The 16,844-nt window shown below is 55.9% G+C and carries 19 protein-coding genes; 3 read left to right on the forward strand and 16 right to left on the reverse strand.

Features of this window, described 5'->3' with window-relative positions:
• Positions 1-317 precede the first annotated feature (317 nt).
• The gene (locus AAFO92_RS14645; RefSeq protein ID WP_347536389.1) at positions 318-1,487 is read right to left on the reverse strand and encodes a hypothetical protein; all 1,170 of its coding nucleotides are present in this window, start codon (positions 1,485-1,487) and stop codon (positions 318-320) included.
• 354 nt (positions 1,488-1,841) lie between these two features.
• On the opposite strand from AAFO92_RS14645, the gene AAFO92_RS14650 reads away from it, so the two are divergent.
• Complete coding sequence (locus AAFO92_RS14650) at positions 1,842-2,297, forward strand: hypothetical protein (protein ID WP_347536391.1); 456 nt, start codon at positions 1,842-1,844, stop codon at positions 2,295-2,297.
• Positions 2,298-2,453: 156 nt separating this feature from the next.
• Here the strand turns inward: AAFO92_RS14650 and AAFO92_RS14655 are convergent, their stop codons facing one another.
• From AAFO92_RS14655 to AAFO92_RS14715, 13 genes are all read right to left on the reverse strand, one after another.
• The gene (locus AAFO92_RS14655; protein WP_347536393.1) at positions 2,454-3,440 is read right to left on the reverse strand and encodes an ATPase, T2SS/T4P/T4SS family; all 987 of its coding nucleotides are present in this window, start codon (positions 3,438-3,440) and stop codon (positions 2,454-2,456) included.
• An 86-nt stretch (positions 3,441-3,526) separates the two neighbouring features.
• A complete protein-coding gene (locus AAFO92_RS14660; RefSeq protein WP_347536395.1) occupies positions 3,527-4,963 on the reverse strand; it encodes a TrbI/VirB10 family protein in 1,437 nt (478 codons plus the stop codon).
• A 3-nt stretch (positions 4,964-4,966) separates the two neighbouring features.
• Positions 4,967-5,698, reverse strand: a complete 732-nt coding sequence (locus AAFO92_RS14665) for a TrbG/VirB9 family P-type conjugative transfer protein (RefSeq protein WP_347536397.1) — start codon at positions 5,696-5,698, stop codon at positions 4,967-4,969.
• A gap of 3 nt (positions 5,699-5,701) precedes the next feature.
• Positions 5,702-6,367: a type IV secretion system protein gene (locus AAFO92_RS14670; RefSeq protein ID WP_347536399.1), complete on the reverse strand. Its 666-nt coding sequence runs from the start codon at positions 6,365-6,367 to the stop codon at positions 5,702-5,704.
• The gene (locus AAFO92_RS14675; protein ID WP_347536401.1) at positions 6,364-7,377 is read right to left on the reverse strand and encodes a type IV secretion system protein; all 1,014 of its coding nucleotides are present in this window, start codon (positions 7,375-7,377) and stop codon (positions 6,364-6,366) included. Before AAFO92_RS14675 ends, AAFO92_RS14670 begins: the two co-directional genes overlap by 4 nt.
• The gene (locus AAFO92_RS14680) at positions 7,377-7,778 is read right to left on the reverse strand and encodes a hypothetical protein (protein WP_347536403.1); all 402 of its coding nucleotides are present in this window, start codon (positions 7,776-7,778) and stop codon (positions 7,377-7,379) included. Before AAFO92_RS14680 ends, AAFO92_RS14675 begins: the two co-directional genes overlap by 1 nt.
• Positions 7,775-8,539: a type IV secretion system protein gene (locus tag AAFO92_RS14685; RefSeq protein WP_347536405.1), complete on the reverse strand. Its 765-nt coding sequence runs from the start codon at positions 8,537-8,539 to the stop codon at positions 7,775-7,777. Before AAFO92_RS14685 ends, AAFO92_RS14680 begins: the two co-directional genes overlap by 4 nt.
• A complete protein-coding gene (locus AAFO92_RS14690; RefSeq protein ID WP_347536407.1) occupies positions 8,536-9,642 on the reverse strand; it encodes a lytic transglycosylase domain-containing protein in 1,107 nt (368 codons plus the stop codon). Before AAFO92_RS14690 ends, AAFO92_RS14685 begins: the two co-directional genes overlap by 4 nt.
• 169 nt (positions 9,643-9,811) lie before the next feature.
• Positions 9,812-12,076, reverse strand: a complete 2,265-nt coding sequence (locus tag AAFO92_RS14695) for a type IV secretion system protein B4 (RefSeq protein WP_347536846.1) — start codon at positions 12,074-12,076, stop codon at positions 9,812-9,814.
• A gap of 118 nt (positions 12,077-12,194) precedes the next feature.
• Entirely contained in the window at positions 12,195-12,473 is a 279-nt protein-coding gene (locus AAFO92_RS14700; RefSeq protein ID WP_347536408.1) for a VirB3 family type IV secretion system protein, read from the reverse strand.
• A 3-nt stretch (positions 12,474-12,476) separates the two neighbouring features.
• Positions 12,477-12,758 (reverse strand): TrbC/VirB2 family protein, encoded by a 282-nt coding sequence (locus AAFO92_RS14705; protein WP_347536410.1) that lies wholly within the window; start codon positions 12,756-12,758, stop codon positions 12,477-12,479.
• 18 nt (positions 12,759-12,776) lie between these two features.
• A complete protein-coding gene (locus AAFO92_RS14710; protein ID WP_347536412.1) occupies positions 12,777-13,373 on the reverse strand; it encodes a lytic transglycosylase domain-containing protein in 597 nt (198 codons plus the stop codon).
• Entirely contained in the window at positions 13,345-13,692 is a 348-nt protein-coding gene (locus AAFO92_RS14715) for a hypothetical protein (protein WP_347536414.1), read from the reverse strand. Before AAFO92_RS14715 ends, AAFO92_RS14710 begins: the two co-directional genes overlap by 29 nt.
• Positions 13,693-13,828: 136 nt before the next feature.
• Between AAFO92_RS14715 and AAFO92_RS14720 the strand changes: the two genes are divergently transcribed.
• Positions 13,829-14,407: a hypothetical protein gene (locus tag AAFO92_RS14720; RefSeq protein ID WP_347536416.1), complete on the forward strand. Its 579-nt coding sequence runs from the start codon at positions 13,829-13,831 to the stop codon at positions 14,405-14,407.
• A gap of 269 nt (positions 14,408-14,676) precedes the next feature.
• Here AAFO92_RS14720 and AAFO92_RS14725 read toward each other — a convergent pair whose 3' ends face one another.
• Together AAFO92_RS14725 and AAFO92_RS14730 are read right to left on the reverse strand one after the other, a co-directional pair.
• The gene (locus AAFO92_RS14725; protein ID WP_347536418.1) at positions 14,677-15,213 is read right to left on the reverse strand and encodes a hypothetical protein; all 537 of its coding nucleotides are present in this window, start codon (positions 15,211-15,213) and stop codon (positions 14,677-14,679) included.
• Positions 15,214-15,224: 11 nt separating this feature from the next.
• Complete coding sequence (locus AAFO92_RS14730; protein ID WP_347536420.1) at positions 15,225-15,887, reverse strand: acyl-homoserine-lactone synthase; 663 nt, start codon at positions 15,885-15,887, stop codon at positions 15,225-15,227.
• Positions 15,888-16,171: 284 nt separating this feature from the next.
• Here AAFO92_RS14730 and AAFO92_RS14735 point away from each other — a divergent pair, with 284 nt between their 5' ends.
• Positions 16,172-16,810 (forward strand): autoinducer binding domain-containing protein, encoded by a 639-nt coding sequence (locus tag AAFO92_RS14735; protein ID WP_347536422.1) that lies wholly within the window; start codon positions 16,172-16,174, stop codon positions 16,808-16,810.
• Positions 16,811-16,844 lie beyond the last annotated feature (34 nt).

The raw sequence follows: 16,844 nt of genomic DNA on the forward strand, positions 1-16,844 counted from the left end.
CAGCGCCGCCTGCGCTTCCTGCTTCGGTCCCATCATGGCTCATTCTCCCGCTCGTTGAGAGAATTGAATCAGCAGTTCATGCACCAATCAAGGAAGAGTTTTTCAACAAAATCAGCCCAAAGCTGACATAACCCAGAACGTTCTCATCAACATGCTTCGGACGATGTCTCGCCCCTGTTGTTCAGATGCAAGCACCTGCAGAGGCGACTTGCCATCAATCGCTTCGATACCCTTGTGATTTTGAATCCGCGACCGTTATGAGGCGGGAAAAACCGGAGAATGATACCACATGCGGCGAAAATCCACATTTGCGTACTTCATTCGATGCGCTTTCCCCGACGGAGCAGAGCCAGGGCTCCAAGACCGACGAGATACAGTGGGAAGCCCGCAGGCAGTGGTACTGGCGCAATAGCAGGTTTTCCGACAGTGATGGATCCAATACTACCACCTTGTGTCAGCGCATAATTGATACGACTGGGTGCATTGTCGAAGTACTCCAATTCCACATTCAGGAATTCCGCACCAGCTTCAAAAAAGCATCCGAACGTGGGATTGTCGTTCTTATTGAACGGGTCGCGGCAGCCGCCGCCGAAAAGGCCGACTCCTGGTATCTCTGAATAGACAGCGGCACGTTGGATTGCACGCGATTTAAGGTCTGAAAACAGCACGTTCTCGATATCAAGGCTTTCAAAAACAAGGTCCCAAGTCCCAGTTTCAGCCAAATCAAAATCGACTAACACCTCGCCGTTTCTAAGCGCAAAATTCTGCTCGCGCATAAGGCCAGTGACGCGGTGAGTAGCGACCAACTTCCCGGAAAGTTGGCCAAGAAATAGGTTCGACTCATGAATACCAGTTACGGTCGCGCTTGTCGCAAACGACAGGAATTGAATATTGTTGGGGACCGGGACCAGCGGAGTATTAAATGTGATGTCGTCAGTGTCGGAAAGAGTTGGAACGACAGGGCCTGGCGACAGGAACGAAAGATTTGTACCGGTAGCCTGAGTTCGCAGGGAGCCCCCTTCATCCAAGATGGTCTCTCTCTGGCTGCCGCCCCGGATATTGGGACCAATAGGTATGTTGATTGGATTCCAGCGAAACACAACGTCCTTCTTTTCGCGGTAAGACATAATTGTCTGATAGCTGGCGTCCATATTACTCAGTTTGAATTTTATCTGGGTTTTGTCTGCATCGCGCAGAGCGATTGAGGATTTAAAATCGAACGCGATATCAGTTGTGACGTTCGAACTGACAGTTCCAGTGTTGACGGTTGTACTGTCGCGAAATTGGATAAAGTCAACGTCGCTTCCAAGTTTTCGAGTAAATGTCTGCTCGGCATTGCCCAATGGGAGCAAACGCCCCTGACCTTCAAAGTCTAAGCTGACTGTTGCAGCTACAGCAGCTCCGGCGAGACAACTGAAAGACAGGATGACAAATGTTGTAAGTAGTTGACCGATTCTCCGGGGTGCATCGATTTTTAGAAATCTCATTAGTCATACCTCTAAAATTAAAATAAATTTCAATAGCATAGTTTCTTTGCTTGCGTACAGCAGACTAATCCTTCCGTTTTTCACCCCGTACCGTCCGCTCTCAAAAGCAGGCACTATGCTTAGGCGTTACTCTAGTCGCAGTACTTGTTCGGAGTTTTATCCTGCTTGTCAGAAGTTTGGTGTGATCCACGTCACAGCTTGCCATTGAAGCGGAAACTAACTGCTTCTGATGCAAAACTAACCACCTATCTTCTTCAGATGTCCGGTATGAGCCCAAATTTGACATTCATTTTGCTCAATCTTTAATTCATATGTAGATCATAAAGTTGTTGGAGTTTTTTGGGGGGGAGCCAAGTGAGCTGGGATTTAATCGTCTTTTCTGCTGACACACCGATCAATTCTGACCAAAGCGGCATCGCCAGTTTCGAAGATGGCTGGGAAGCAGCAGATATCGGAGCCCAGCCTGATGTGCGGCAAGCTATTTCGAGAGCTTTTCCCGATACGGATTGGTCTGACCCGAGATGGGGAGTCTTAGTCGGAGCGACCTTCTCATTTGAATTTTCGCTTGGGGCTAAGGAGCAGGTTAATACCTTTTCAATCCATTCCAGAGGTGATGCAACGCCAGCGGTTATGCAATTGATAGCTGAAACCGACTGGAAGGTATTGGACGTTTCGACGACAAAATGGCTTAATCAATCAGCCGACCCTGATGAGGGCAGGCAAAAATTCCAAAATTATCTGGATACGGTAATTGAAAAACATTACGAGCCTCAAAGAAGAGGGCTTCTTGCACGTCTATTTAGAAAATGAATTTGGGTAGCTCAGGTTTCCCCAACTTGAATGATGAATGTCTGCTTCGTCCGCATAGCGGACATCTAGTTAATCGAGTAGATTGATGTACGCGTTACAGACAGGCCACAAATTCGGCTTCTGTTCTTCAGCAGCTACAATTCAACTCAGACGTCTTCAATCACCCGCTACAACCAAGACTTCGGAGACCCCTCGCCGTCCTTCTGAACGCCCAAGCTGTACGATGACATCGATGGACTTGCGGATATAGGCTTGGACCTCCTCAAATGTGAGTGGTGTGCCTGCCTGAAGGACCATGATCGCGAGGCGGTCGATCGCCAGCTCCGCTGTTTCTGCATGAATTGTCGTCACGGACCCACCGTGACCGGTGTTGATGGCCTCGAGATAAGTCAATGCTTCCGGCCCACGCAACTCTCCGACAACTATCCGGTCTGGTCGCATGCGAAGCGACGCCTGAAGCAATGCGTTTGTCGAACGATGGGACGATGGTGATCGCTCAGCGAGCAGACAAACGGCATTTGGCTGGGATGGAAACAGCTCAAAGGCATCTTCAATTGTGACAACACGCTCAGCCTGGTTCACATGGCCGAGAAGGTATCTGGCGAATGTCGTCTTCCCCGTCGATGTGCCACCGCTGATCAAAAGGTTCAGTCGATCGTCGACCAGCAGCGTCAAAGCGGCGTGAAGATCAGTTTTAGCCAGCTTTGACACCTGCTCCAGTTTCCTGACACGTATCTGGTCGAGGGAAACGGGCTCACCGAACAGATAATCGGGGCGGTATTGTTCCAGCGATGTCGAACCAAACAGTCGAACAGAAATCGCCGCCCCACATTCGACCGCAGGGGGGGCTACGACCTGTACGCGCAGCGGTCTGCCGCGGTATTCGATCTTGCCGGAAACGAGCGGTGTCTTCTCAGATAACTTAGCTTTGGCATCTCCCACAAGCGTGGCGGCGAGGTTCGCAGCTGCCCCGGGCTGAATCGCAGCACCAGTTGGCTCCATCCACGCTGCACCTTGCCGCTCAATCCAGACGTGCCCGTCGGCGTTGATAGCCAACTCAACAATATCGTCACGCGTGATGAGGTCACGAAACGGATTGAGATACTGTTCGAGATACGTTGCTGGGAGAATTGGTTTGTTCAATGAGGTGATCCTGGTTTTCTGAAACATCTAAGTGCCGGGTTTTGCGTTCGAGCCACAGGCGAGAGACAGCGCAAACCGGTTCATTGCTAACCAGGATCGCCATAGATCACGATGTCCCGGTCCACGAGCACGGTCACCATCGCGCCCTGGTCTACATAGATCGTGGGTGAGATCGATACCTGTTCGGCAATGACCGAGCTCGTTGCGTTTTCGAGATCGGATCCGATTTCCTCCAGCACGTCTCGTGTCACGTCGTCCTGAACTGAACTCGCGGCCACAGCGGGTGCGGCGCCGATGATGGAAATCAGCGCAGCTCCACCAAACCGTTCATCGAACTTGGTGTCGACCAACCCAGTCAGTCCGGACCGACCCAGTTGGTCGCCACCGACAGAGGCGATCTGCATCGACGTACCGTCCGGTGTCAGAATGCGTGTCCAAAGGACGAGAATACGTTTCTGATTGGTTTCAATACCTGATCTGTATTGGCCGAAGAGCCGCGATCCCCTTGGGATCAATACGGCGTCACCGGAAAACGCATGTACGGGCTCCGTGACGACCGCAACGACGTTCCCAGGAAGATCGCTATTGATGGCCGTCTGAAGTGCGGCCTGGATGACGGATCCTTGTGCCAGGGTGCGTTCCGGTTGGTCCATGCGAGCGGCCTCATCGATCTCGAGCGGTCGGGCGGCAGTGCGCAGGTAAGTTTCGTTTTCATCTAACGGGACATTGGGATCTGTTGCAGGATTGGAATGTCTAGGAGCGCTGTTAGTGGCGTGCGACTTTGCGCCGGCGGCAAAGACCACGGCCGGTGATTTGATCTGAGCCGTCATTAGATCGGCGGCTTTTTGTTCAGCTTCGCGTCTTTTCTGTTCCTCTTCCTGGCGGCGTCGTTCTTCCAGCAGTCTCTGGTCCCGGATCAGGGCATCATTTGTGCGCTCGGATTCCAGGGCCTCGCGTTGTGCGCGCTCGGCATCGAGAAGGCTCTGTATTGAGTTCAGGCGGGTCTCGGCATCGCGCTTTGCGCGTGCAATTTGCTGTTCCCGCTCGGTTATGGTCGCCTCAAGCGCGTTGGTCTGGTCTTTGAAAGCATTACGCAGTTCCGCGACCGCGTTCTCAATCTCGGCATTGCGCTCCGACTGGCTGGCCGAAAGGGCCTCTCGCAAGCGTTGGATCTCATTCAGAACATCTGAACCTGTTTCCGGTATTGGAGGGGCAGGGGCAGGAACATCCAGGGCATTGTCCACGGCGATCAGGGCGTCGGTCACGCGTTGATTGGTTTCGTGTTCGGGGAATTCCAGACGTCCACCGGAGCGCAGGCGGTCATTCTGAAACGGCTCGACATCAGAAGTTTGAAGACCGTCCTGATCACCCCGCCAGTCGCTTGCCAGAAAGTAGGCGACGCTGGCACCGCCGAGCCCAAGGGCTAGTGCCAGAGCCGTGACGCCAAATCTGGAGCGTGCAGTAGAGTGGCGCGACCCGCTGAATGTGTCGAGGCGTTTCTGGAGATCAGGATCCTCGCTCATGGCTCAGTTGCTCACATAGATGGCCGCGGTGTCGCGATAGATGCAGAGAGCATCTTCGCCGAGGCGCAATGTCCAGAAGGTATTCACGCCGGAAACACGAACCGTGTTGCCTTGCTGGGTCCAGTTGACCGTGCGTTCGCGCCCCTGGTCGTCGGCCTTGAAGATCGCGGGCTGGCGGCCGCTTGTGGGGAAGGTGAAATAGGTGAAGCGGCCATCATCATGGACTGATACGGGTCGGAAATCGCTTTTTCCCGAGATCTTGTAATTGTGGTTTTGCGGTGCGTTGAATCCCTTGGGCTTGGCGCCAGCTTGACGTTTGCGGCGTTCATCTTCGGGATAGCGAAAGCGTACTTCGAAAAACGTGCCTCTGCGCCCCGGGATAGACCCTTCACGCAGATGAAAATTGTAGCTGCGCCGATTGGTAATAACCGTCATGTTGGTCGACGCGCTCTGAACATGTGGCTTGATGGTCAGAACGTTGCCCAGTTCCGGGATCGGATCGACCTGGAAACTCTCAGTATCGCCGACGATGACCGCGTCAAAACGTTCGCCGGGGCCAAACTGAATGGTGGTGGCGTGGCGCAGGTCGGTTTCGATCCGGAAGACTTGCTCGACATCATATGCGGCGTAACGAATGCGAATGTCTTTCGGGCCACCTTGTGGCGTAGCTTCTGCGCGAGCGGTATCCGGGAAGGCAAGCGCGCAACAGATGAGCAGGGCAGGGCGGAGCAGCATGGTTCAGTCCTCCAGCGTTTCGGCATCGACGCGATAAGATGTCACGACAAAGCCCAGTGGGTTGGCCCAGACTTGCTGCAGGCGTTGTCGGGTTTCCGGTCGAAACTCGTAGCCAACGGTGGCCACGTAGGGCCGTGTCACAGTGCGGTTATCGCGCGGTTTGCGCAGGGTTTTGGTGAAGCGGACCTGGGCTACGCCAGGTTCGATCTGGTTCACGGACCGGATGACGATGTCGATCTTGGCATCTCTACCATAGACTGAGATGGGATAGTCGTCGTTCGTTGACGACCAGAGATCGCGAAGGGTTCTTGCGGCATCTGCGTCCGAGCGCTGCAGCACCGAGTTGATCCGTTCTTCACCATCGGTGAGATCATAGGTTTCGCGATCGTCGACATAGGCGACAAGATTGGCCTGGATGATCGCATCGCTCTCACCCAGGGAGAGGGCTTCGACCGCCGCAACCCGGTCCATCTCGCCGGTTTGCTTGTCGACAACGACCACGAAGGTCTCGACGGTTTTCAATGGAAAGAGCGAGACCGCACCCACGAAACCTGTCAGGCCGATCACAACACCGGCGGCAGCCACGGCATAGGCCCATCGTTCCCGTCTTTTCGGCCCGAAGATGAAATCTGCTTCAAAAGCATCCTGATCGAACACGGGCCGGGTCATGATCGTCTGAAGGATTTGGTGACAGCAAGAAGCGCGCCCGGAGACCGCCGGATCAACTCATTGCCCTTCGTGGCCGCTCCGCTGATGTCGCGGCGCAGCTCAAAAGGTGTGCGACCGGTCATGAGCCGTCCGGCACCGCCAGTCCCGTATTGCCCGACATTGACAAAGCCCTGGCGTGCAAGCCCGGTGAGGCCGATGGCGTTGGAGGCGATCCCCATGACACCGGTCAGGTTGGAGGCGATGAAGGGAACGGCGGCCATGATCCCGGCCGAGAGAATGAGGATAACCAGAAAGGGCAGGATGAGGCTTACGGTCTCGACGCTGTCTGGATCTGCTGAGGCGTCACCGATAGCCGAGGCAATCGAGACGATGATCCCGGCGGCTCCTGCCGCGGCGACCGGCATCAGAGCGTAGCCGATCGTGGCGCGTGTCCAGGCTTCAAAGAGTGATTGCGTGGGCTTGAAAAGCGAGGTCAGGATCATGAACGGCGCGATCACGATCATCAGCGTGAATACGATCCGAGCATAGGCGATGATGCCCGCGGTCACGGCCGCAAAAACAGCGGAGAGCACAAAGAAAGTTGCGCCCAATACAGCGCCAAAGACCCACCCGGCGCGATCACCAATTGCATCTCCATAGGCGGTGATCCGATGCACCATGCGGTCGAGGCTTTCATAGATGCCGGCTTCGTCACCTGTGTCTGTGAGATCAAGAATTGCTGCTCCGATACTATCGGGTACGTCGACGGCAATCCGGTAGATTACACCAAAGCTGTCCCAACTCTGAGCAAAGATCGAAATCAGACTAAACTTGAGCCCAAACGCGAACGCGCTTCCGAAGGTCATCGGTCTCAACTGCATTACAACAGCAATGCCAAGAATGATCAGCAACAAGATGCCACCAGCGGTTAGGACGTCACCTACGACTGCTGCTCCGTCGGCAAAACCGGATTCCGCAACGGAGTCGATGGCATTATCTACCTGCGCCAGGATATCTCGAATGATGCCCATCAGTTGGCACAGGCCTTGTCTCGCTCGGCCAGTTTTGCATCCGCTAAAAGACGAAGCTCAGATGTGTTGAAGGGACGTTTGGGATCGCTTGAAGTTATATATTTTTGACCAGAATCGATCACTTCTTCCCAAGTGATCTCGGTGAGAAAGCATTTGCAAGAACCGGTCTCCTGCCATTTTTCAGCCGCCATGATCCTCAGGATCGCGCGATAGCCATTCCGAACATAGGCGGTTTCCGCGAGATCACGTGGCGGCCTGGGTACCTTGCATGCGATTTGATCTTCGTCAGGCAGCGCCATGCTTTCGAAACTCTTGTGATCGGTTTGCGCCATTGCGATGCCGGTTGATGCACCCAGAGCTGTCAAAACCGTGGCGATGAATAACTTGCTGATCCTGGTCATTCCGGCACCTCCATTGAGCGAAACTTGCGTTCTTCGGCGAGGGTAGCTGCGTCGACGACGCCAAGCTGACCGCCATTCACACCGGCAGCGGCTTCGAGCCGCCAGATCTGTGTCAGGATGATCCCAAGCTCCGATGTCACTCGTGTATTGAGATCAACGGCCGCCTTCAGACCCTCCTGGTCGTCGATCATGCCGACCATCGTTTCAAGGCGCTCAAGACTTTGGCCCGCCTCTTCGTGACTTTCCTGGGCGGCAACCGACAGCATCGCACTTGACCCGGCTCGGGTGGCAATACGGTTGTCGGCGGGCTCTCCGCTGTCAGACAGCGACGTCAATCGCTCCTGTGTGAACCCCGTACCCGACAGGACCCGTTTGACGGCCACATCAAGTTCCGCGCCGGGCTTGAACCCGCTCAGGAAATCGCCGTTTGCCAGCGCCTCAGCTGTTGCAAGCGGTGCGGTGAGCTTGCCGCGCACCCGCTCGAACTCCTCGACAGTGGCGAAGAGCTGGCCAAGCTCATTGCCATCGACCAGGGCATCAAGCTGTGCCTCAAGATTGAGAAGCTGGTTCAGCTGGGTCTCGAGCTCCTTCCGCATTGTCGCCAACTGCTGCAGCTGGACATTCATATCCTCGGCCATGTGCTCGAGTTGCAGGACAAGCTGACGCAGTTGGGAATTGTCGAAGGTTGGCACACCCTGCGCCGTGGCGTTTGAGCTGGCGAGAAGTGTGGCGAGTGCTGTTCCATAGAGTTTTTTCTTCATCGGATCACTCCCATGTGCATGAAATCGCGTTCCGCGAGACGGTCGGCCGCAAGATGCTGGCCGTGGGCTGCTTCGCGTTGCCGGTTCGCGGCCATCAACCGGACGCGTAGGGTCAGGATGCGCCCGATCTCGGCCTTGGCGTAAGTGTTGAGCTCAAAGGCGCGTTTCACGTCCCTGGTCTCGTCAATCTGCCGGATAATGGCAGCGAGGCGGCTTATGACCTGTTCCGCCGTGGCATGGCTGTCCGCCGCATAGTAGACCGATGCGTCCGAGATATTGCTGTATTCGGCGAGCGCCATGTCCGATGGCGACAGCGTTCCAAGGGCGTCAGCGCCGCCAACGACCGCGAGATATTCATTGTAGAACCGGGAAATGTTACGCACATAGCCCTGGGTTTCAGGGAAAGGCGGGACACCGCCATATTCCTGGACCCGGCCGGGTCCGGCATTATAGGCCGCCAGCGCATGCGGTATGTTACCGAAGGCGTTGAGCTGGGTCGTGATGTAACGTGCGCCGCCGCGCAAATTGTCCATGACATCATATCGATCGACGCCCATGTCTGCGGCGGTTCCAGGCATCAGCTGTGTCAAACCATAGGCGCCCACCGGACTTTGCGCGGTGACGCTGAAGCGGCTTTCCTGCTTGACGAGCGCCTGGAAGAGGCACCGCCACTGCGTGGCGGAAAGACCTGCGCGGCGCACGCCAGGGTTACCTGCATATTCGCCGGCAACCCGCACGATCATCATCTCGACGGTCTCGCGACCTTCACCGAAGAGCCGACTGTCCATTGGATGCGCGCTGTCCGATGGGTAAATCTCGTCCGCCGGGAAATCCGCATTTCCCTCCAGCGCACGAATGTTGAGACCGGGTCCGGTCATGGCAGATGATATCGCGTCGAGCGCGCGCAGCTGGTCGGACTGCAGAGATGCCAATGTTTCCCCTCGTGCTGCAAGGTTGCGCTGCACATTCATGTCTTCCCCGAGGCGCGTAAGCCGTGCCAGGAGCTGGCTGATCCCGGCAGTGTCCTGTGTCGGCACACCCTGTGCCGATGGGGGCTGGGCGAGGCTGATCAGGAGGGAGGACAGTGCTGCCATTTTCTTCATGACCCTGATCCGATGGGTTCAAAGATACAGTCCTTGCCGGGCGGCTCTTCATCAAAAGCCAGAAGGGACGTTGCTGCACGCGACACAACCGGTTCGCCGTTCTTGCCAAAACAGGGCGAGGTGGCATCAGTGTATTTCTCGCACGCGGCGAGACACAGAATTGCCGTGGTCATGATGTGGCGTGTTCGCATGCGATCCTCCAGAACTCGGGGTTGGTTTTCCAATCCGCGGCGACATGGGCCTCACCGGACCGACCGCCGCCCAGAATAGGCAGCAGAGGTCCAAGCGCAGTGAGATCCGCATCAACGAAGACGCTGTCGCCCGCAGATCGGACCAGAGCGACGCGCTGACCGGCAGTCGGCTGGGTCAGGAGCGTGGCTTCTTTTTCATTTACGCGCAGAAACTCATAGTCGGCGGGGGTTGCGCGGTCGTTGGGAAAGAGGATCTGGGTTGGAACTGTTTCCACGATGGTCTTGCCGACCCGTGCGTCGCGCAACTGGCTTGGATACTGGGTCATCATGACCACCACGCAGTTCATTTTGCGTAAAGTGACCAGCCAATTTTCAAGCCGGGTTGCGAAATAGGCATCGTCGAGTAGCTTCCAGGCTTCATCGAGGACGATGAGCGTCGGACGACGGTCTTCGACCAGCCGTTCGATGCGCCGGAAGATGTAGGACAGAACCGCCATGCGCTCGGTGGACATGTCGAGGACCTCGGTCATGTCAAAGCCGACGATATCACCGGAGACGTCGAGCGCTCCACCGTGTTGCGGCTCGTCATAAACCCAACCGAAGCGTCCGCCCGGCGCCCACTCCGCAACCCGCGCCTGCAACTCTCCGTCGTCGTCGAGCGAGTGAAACAGCGTCTCGAACGAAGCAAAATTCTGCAGCGACGCACCGGCATCGGCGTTCTGTGTAACCGCGTTCTGGATGTGTCGCGATTGTTGTCCGGACAGATCTCCGGCGCGCGACAGCAACGTGGCCAGCCAGTCCACCAGCCAGGCCCGGCCCCGTTCGTCGGTCTCGGTCTGCAGTGGATTGAGCCCGGTCGGGATGCCGGCGAGAATTTGGTTGTAGCGCCCGCCCAGGGCACGCACGACCATTTCAAGGCCGCGATCCTTGTCGAAAAAGAAGAGCCGCGCCCCAAGACGCTGTGCCTGGGCCGCGAGAAAGGCGGTGGTGAGTGTTTTACCACTGCCGGTTCGCCCGAGTACGAGGGTGTGCCCGACAGTGGGTTCAAAGTCGCTAGACCCGCGTTCATGGAAATTGAACCGGTATCCGCTTGATCCGACGGAAGGAAACACGGTGATGGGCGCACCCCAGGGGCTTTGTTCGCCTGGACGCCCTTCGGCGCCGCCGTGCAGGGCCGAGAAATCTGCAAAATTGAGCGTGGAAATCGGTGTCTTGCGGGCCCGGTAGCCAAAATTGCCAGGGGCTTGTGCAAAATACGTGGCCTTCAGGGCCATGTTTTCGCGCACAATCACGGCCATGACCTCCTGACCCAACCGTTTAATCTCGGCCGCCGCCTGTTCCAGCGTGGCGCGGTCCGGCGCGTAGACTGCGATCGACAGATGATGATCCCCGAAGGCGATGCGCCCGGCTTCCTGATCGTCCGCCGCCTCCATGAGCTGATCGCGAAGCGACACGGCCGCATCGTCGGCGGCGCGCATTTGCCGGACAATCCGCTGGATGCGCTCGGCCATGATGTTTGTGGGGACCGGCGTGAAAGAATTGGTCAGGACGACATCGAGCGGCAGATCAAGCCCGTCCAGCAAAGCGACATCGGTCAGGGCGGGGTAGGACTTGACGCTAAAGAGCGCCCCAAAGCGGGTTTCTCCGGTTGTTGCGCAGGAGAGATCCACTGTGTCGCCATCGAATGTCGTGCGAATGGTGCCAAGGCAATAGGAGAGGGGCAGGGGAGAGACGGGGGGCGCAATCGGTGCAAACTGCCCGGAGAATAAAGTGCTGAGGGTGCCGAGCCATTCGCCGCCTGTACGCGTGAGGCGAACCGGATGCGCCGCTTTCAGGGCGGTTTGGAAAAACCCGGCGACCTCGTTGAGTTCCCGAGCGCGCGCTGAACGGTCCTTGATCCAGCCGCCCTTGCCAAGCAGGTTCAGAAGGGGAAGGCGCGCCACCAGGTCGGGCCGGCGGATGATGCTCAGATAGAGTTGCTTTTTCTTGGGTGCGAGATCGGCGATGTGGCCCTGCCAAAGGCGATCAATCTCGGCGGCGAAGCCAGCGCCGGAGATGGGTGGCAGCTCCAGAGCTTGTGGTACGGCAATGCGATGCACGTAGATACCAAAAGCATTGCCGGTCTGTGCGATAACGGCTGCGACGGCGCGCTTGAGCGCATCAAGATCGGCATCCGATGTGGTCAGGGGATTGAGGCCATCGAGGCGGAGTGTTGCCATCAGATCGCCCTCGCGCAGCACCATGATGTCTGAGCTGGCGAAAGAGACAAATGGCAGATGTTCCGCGAGGTGACTTTCGCGCGTCAGCGCGCCACCATCCGCGGCACGCAGAGCGGCGCCCGCTTTGGCATATCGGACCGCATCAAGCGCCATAACTGTCACCGCCGTGCAGGCTCCGGTTCCGGGTTGCCCGAACCGTTCCATAGGAGACACGCAGCACTTCGAAGAAATGCGGTTCCTTGTCGGCAATGACCCAGAGGATGGGGTAGGCGAAGCCACCGATCAGGAAGAAAACAAGGGATTTGGTCCAGATGAACGGCAGAACGACCCCAATGGCCAAAACCACCAAATACCCGACCGGGAGTCCGAGGTATTTGGGTGGCCTGGCAAGTCCCAGGAAGAGGGGGGATCGTTCTGCCATGGGCTAGGTAAACCCATCGACAATGGTACCGGCGGAGAAGATTAATACAATGCCGATAATGACCGATGCGAACCATCCCCAGTTCAGACGGCCCATCATGCACATGAAACCCGTGCCGATCACCGCCAGGGTAGCGACAGCGATCCCGATGGGACCCGTTAGCGCGGCCTCGACCGTTTCCAGCATCGATTGAATAGGTGAGAGATCCTGGGCGTGGGCAGGGGCTGCCCAGAGAAGCAGACATCCCGTGAGTGGTGGTAGATATCTGGTGTTTGATCTTCTCATAGTGATCCCTCGATTGCTCTATCTCTTGAGGCCGAGCACGACCGATGGTCGGGCTGAGCCTCGTGTCGAAACACGAACGGTTTTCTGAATGAGTGCATCAGTAAGTCGTGCGCGGATGCGATGAATGCGCGCGATGTAGTCACGGGTTTCCCGATAGGGTGGAACACCGCCGTATTCTCTGACGCGATGTGGTCCTGCGTTGTAGGCTGCCAAGGCAAGATCGATGTCCTGGAAATCAGCAAGCTGCGTCAGAAGATAGCGCGCGGCACCGTCAAGGTTCTGCGCCATGTCAGTGCGGTCCACGCCCAACTGACGGGCGGTGGCAGGCATGAGCTGGCCCAGGCCGTAAGCGCCTTTCGGGCTCGTGGCTGTTGGGCGGTAGGCGCTTTCTGCTTCGATGAGGGCTCTGAACAGAATGTGCCAGCCATCTGCAGAGAGTCGGGCTTGTCGCACGGTATTGCTGTTCGCGTGGCGCTCGGACGTCTTGCGAATGGCGTTGAGTATTTCCACCGTTCCGTGCGAGCCGCGAGAATGGATGTTCGGCTTATTGTATTTCTTGTCGTGAAAGACCCAGCCGGGCGTGGTGCTAACGCTTCCGTCCCGGCCGAACAGCATCGCTTCCGCCGGGCTCGTCGAAGGCAATGTTATAGTCACCATCAATACAGAGAGGCCGACCATCGCCAAATTCGAGGTGATGTTTGAAGAGTCCCGGCCAGATGTTGAAGTAGCGTGGTTCCGGCCCGTAGGGCGTGATCCGCGTCGAGACGAGAATTGCTTCCGGCTCTGCGTCCCGAAGATAGATACACTGATAGCGGGGTTTGCCATCGTCCGTGAACCCGACAAGCTCGTACCGGCAGCGGAAGGCGATTCCAGATGCGATGAGGTCTTTTACCCCATCAATCGTAATCAATATCTGGTCTCTTGCGATCGGCACTGAACTCCCCCTATGGGAGTCCTTCTATAGTTGGCAGGAAAGCGCGCAAAGACACAGCTTGGCAATATGTTATATTGCACAATACAACATTTAAGCGAGAATGCGCCTATCTAAGATTGTTTGAGGAGTGCCAGAAATGCGTATTCGAACCATTTCAGCGGCTGCGTTGTTGATAGGGACAATATCCGCCGCAAAACCTGCCAAGGCTTACGATATCGACTGTGCCATCATTCTCTGCATGGCCGGAGGATTTCCAGCGAGTGCGGTCTGTTCGGCTGCATATGCAGAAATGATCCGCCGGATCACGCCGAAACCCGTTTTGCCGCCGTTTGGTCCCTGTACATATCCGGCAGCTCCGGCGGCACTTGGCGGGACCGGTCGGACTGAGGCATTGGATATTTCCAATCCTGACTATGCCTGGCTGCGCCGCACGCGGGTGATCTGGTGGCATGGTCGGCAGTATGAAAACCGTGACGGTGAACTTAGGTGGAACTGGTCCGTCAGCTCGTGCCATCACACGAACCTGTTTTGCAGGATTGTTTCGAATGGGTATCGCTCGAAGGACCCCTGGCCAGACACGTTCAAGACCGAAAACGGGCAAACCATAAAGTCACCGTCAGCGGGTGCAGCGCGGTTTCACTCCAGCCGTTCCGTCATGATGGAATTCAGCGACTACGAGGGCGTCATGAACCATTCGGGCTGGTCGGCCTATTAGGGGGCGAGTTACCCGTCGTGAGTGGTGACGGTCTGATCGTCACGTTCGCCTCGGTGATCGAGTTCGGATCCACGAGCCAAGCTCGCTCTATCTCGCCGGAATTCCACTGGTAGTCGCGCCAGATCACCTCGCTACCCTTTGGCGTCGCAACGAGGCCCTCGCGTATGGGATATGCAAGCAATCGTTTCTGTCCCATTTTGACGGCACCTCTTCACAGTCGCGAAGAATGATGTTCTTCGCGTTTGTGCCACTTGTTGCTGGGTGTGAAGTCAGTCGGTTCTCGGGTGAGTTCCCGTTTCTTTAACGAGCCGTGCTTGGCTCAATTCTGGAACCGAATAACAGAAATCTTCGATTTGATCGTTTAGAGGGTAGGGGATCCGACCGACCCGGGCGAATTCATGTATCCAGTGATTTGCCAGGGCCGCAAGTGCGTCATCAGCAAGCGGATCGTGTTTGCAATCGACGATGCCAACAAAACTTTCTGGCCCCATCTCTTCAATGATCCGACCAAGCGTTCTTAGGATGAAACCTCGGCGAGCAGGGACTTGATATCTTACGCACATCTCGATTGTCGGTGCGCTGATCAGAACTATCGGCTCCTCTGAGAATGTGTCGAGATACCAATCTGCCATCTCAGTACAAAACCCGGACCAATTTTCCAGAACCTTGGCAAACTCGCCCTCGATGGCGAGTGGTAGGAGAGTCTCGTTCCCGATGAAGTTCTCAGAGTGATGCGTGTCAAAGCCGAGCGAGGACAGATAGACATCCTTGATGGTTATTGGTTTATGAATTTGCGAATAGTTCATATGATATCTCCTTAGTGAACTGGACCCGGGTGCGGTTTGAATACGTCGCAGGAAAACGCGAGATACCGCCCGTCCTCGTTGCTGTGAATGGGACCAAGGGCGCGCGCCTGAAACCCCATGGATCGCGCCATGCGCATGAAGGCGGGTGATCCAAGGAACAGGCAGGTCCGTGCCCCTTCACGGGCTAGAAAATCGTTGGCCGCCTGCAGGATTTTTGGTCCCAAATTGGTCTGACCGAACGAGATGATCCTCGTCAGCTCCCAGACATCATCGTCGAGTGGCGGCGTTTCTCGGCAGATGGTGGCGGGGATACCGGGTAGGCGGCCGAAATAGGCATCTCGGATCATGTAGCTTGTGGTTTCATCTGCCGACACATGTGTTGTTTTCAGAAGACGTGCGCCGCCCAAGACACCTCCGAACTTCGTGTCGTGAGCGATAAGATAAACGGTTTCGGCACAGTCATATTGTTCGATCTCGAGATCTTCGTCGAAAGGAACCTGCCACCCCATGTCTTCGACAAACACCCGTTTTCTCAGCCGGTGAAATTCTGGGATTAGCGCTTTAGGATCGTCGTTGGGATGGACAACCTTCACCTCCGTGTAAGGCAGCCGCCGCCGTACTGTTGCATTGGCGGTCGTAAGTTCTTTGTCTCTTCTTTTCTTTGGAAATCCCATCGAACCACGCAGCTATGTTGCTCTCCAATTTTTGCGCAACCTGATGGAGTGGTGCTGCAAAGTCGACGAAAATGCCGGAGATTCCGTGAAAATCAAACCTCTGGTTAGAGTTGAATTTCAAACCTAACCTCAGGTTAGGTGTTTGGCAAAAACCAGCCTATATTCTTAAAGAAAAAGCGTATTCTGAGCAGAAGGTTAATCCGGCCTTCATCTTGTGGATCGCGTTTAGGTAGAATTTTATCGTATGAATTTCCAATCGACCGCGGCCGTGCAGGAGGGCATTCATGAAGATGCATGAAGTTAAGGCGCTTTCGGCTGCTGAGCTTTTCGAGGAGTCGCTTGAAACCATTTCCTCGATTGGCACAGAAGGCTATTTCGTGATGGTCAATCATTCGCGGAAAGGGCCTGAGTTCATTCACAGCAACTATCCGCAAGAATGGCAAACCCAATATGATGAAAACTCCTACCATCTGAAAGATCCGGCTTTTCTCTGGAGTCTTGCGAAAAACGGATCTCGTCGTTGGTCGGAGATCAAACTGCCTGACCCAACGGGTGTCATGAAAAAGGCGCGTCGGTTTGGACTCAGCTACGGGGCGATATTCAGCAAAGGGTTTTTGACCAAGAAATCGGTGTTCAGCGTGGCTCGGGATGATCGCGAACTCACTGACGACGAGATGGCATGGCTCGCGGATTGGTTCGACCGATACGTGTCAGCGTGCAATCGCCAGCAGGCATTCTCAATCAAGGAATTGGATGTTTTGCAATGCTTGTCCAATGACATGACTGTCGATGAGGCGGCAGATCATCTTAATATCAGCGCTTCCGCAGCAAAGGCGCGGCTGAAAACAGCTAGGGATCGCTATGGTGTAAAGACGAATACCTGGCTGGTCGCCAATGCTCTGCGGGCGAACCTCATAAATTAGTTTTTGGTCTTGGAACTGTCGCTTGCATTTGTAA

Origin of the sequence: Roseovarius sp. CAU 1744, from assembly GCF_039839345.1 — a bacterium.
Classification (GTDB): domain Bacteria; phylum Pseudomonadota; class Alphaproteobacteria; order Rhodobacterales; family Rhodobacteraceae; genus Roseovarius.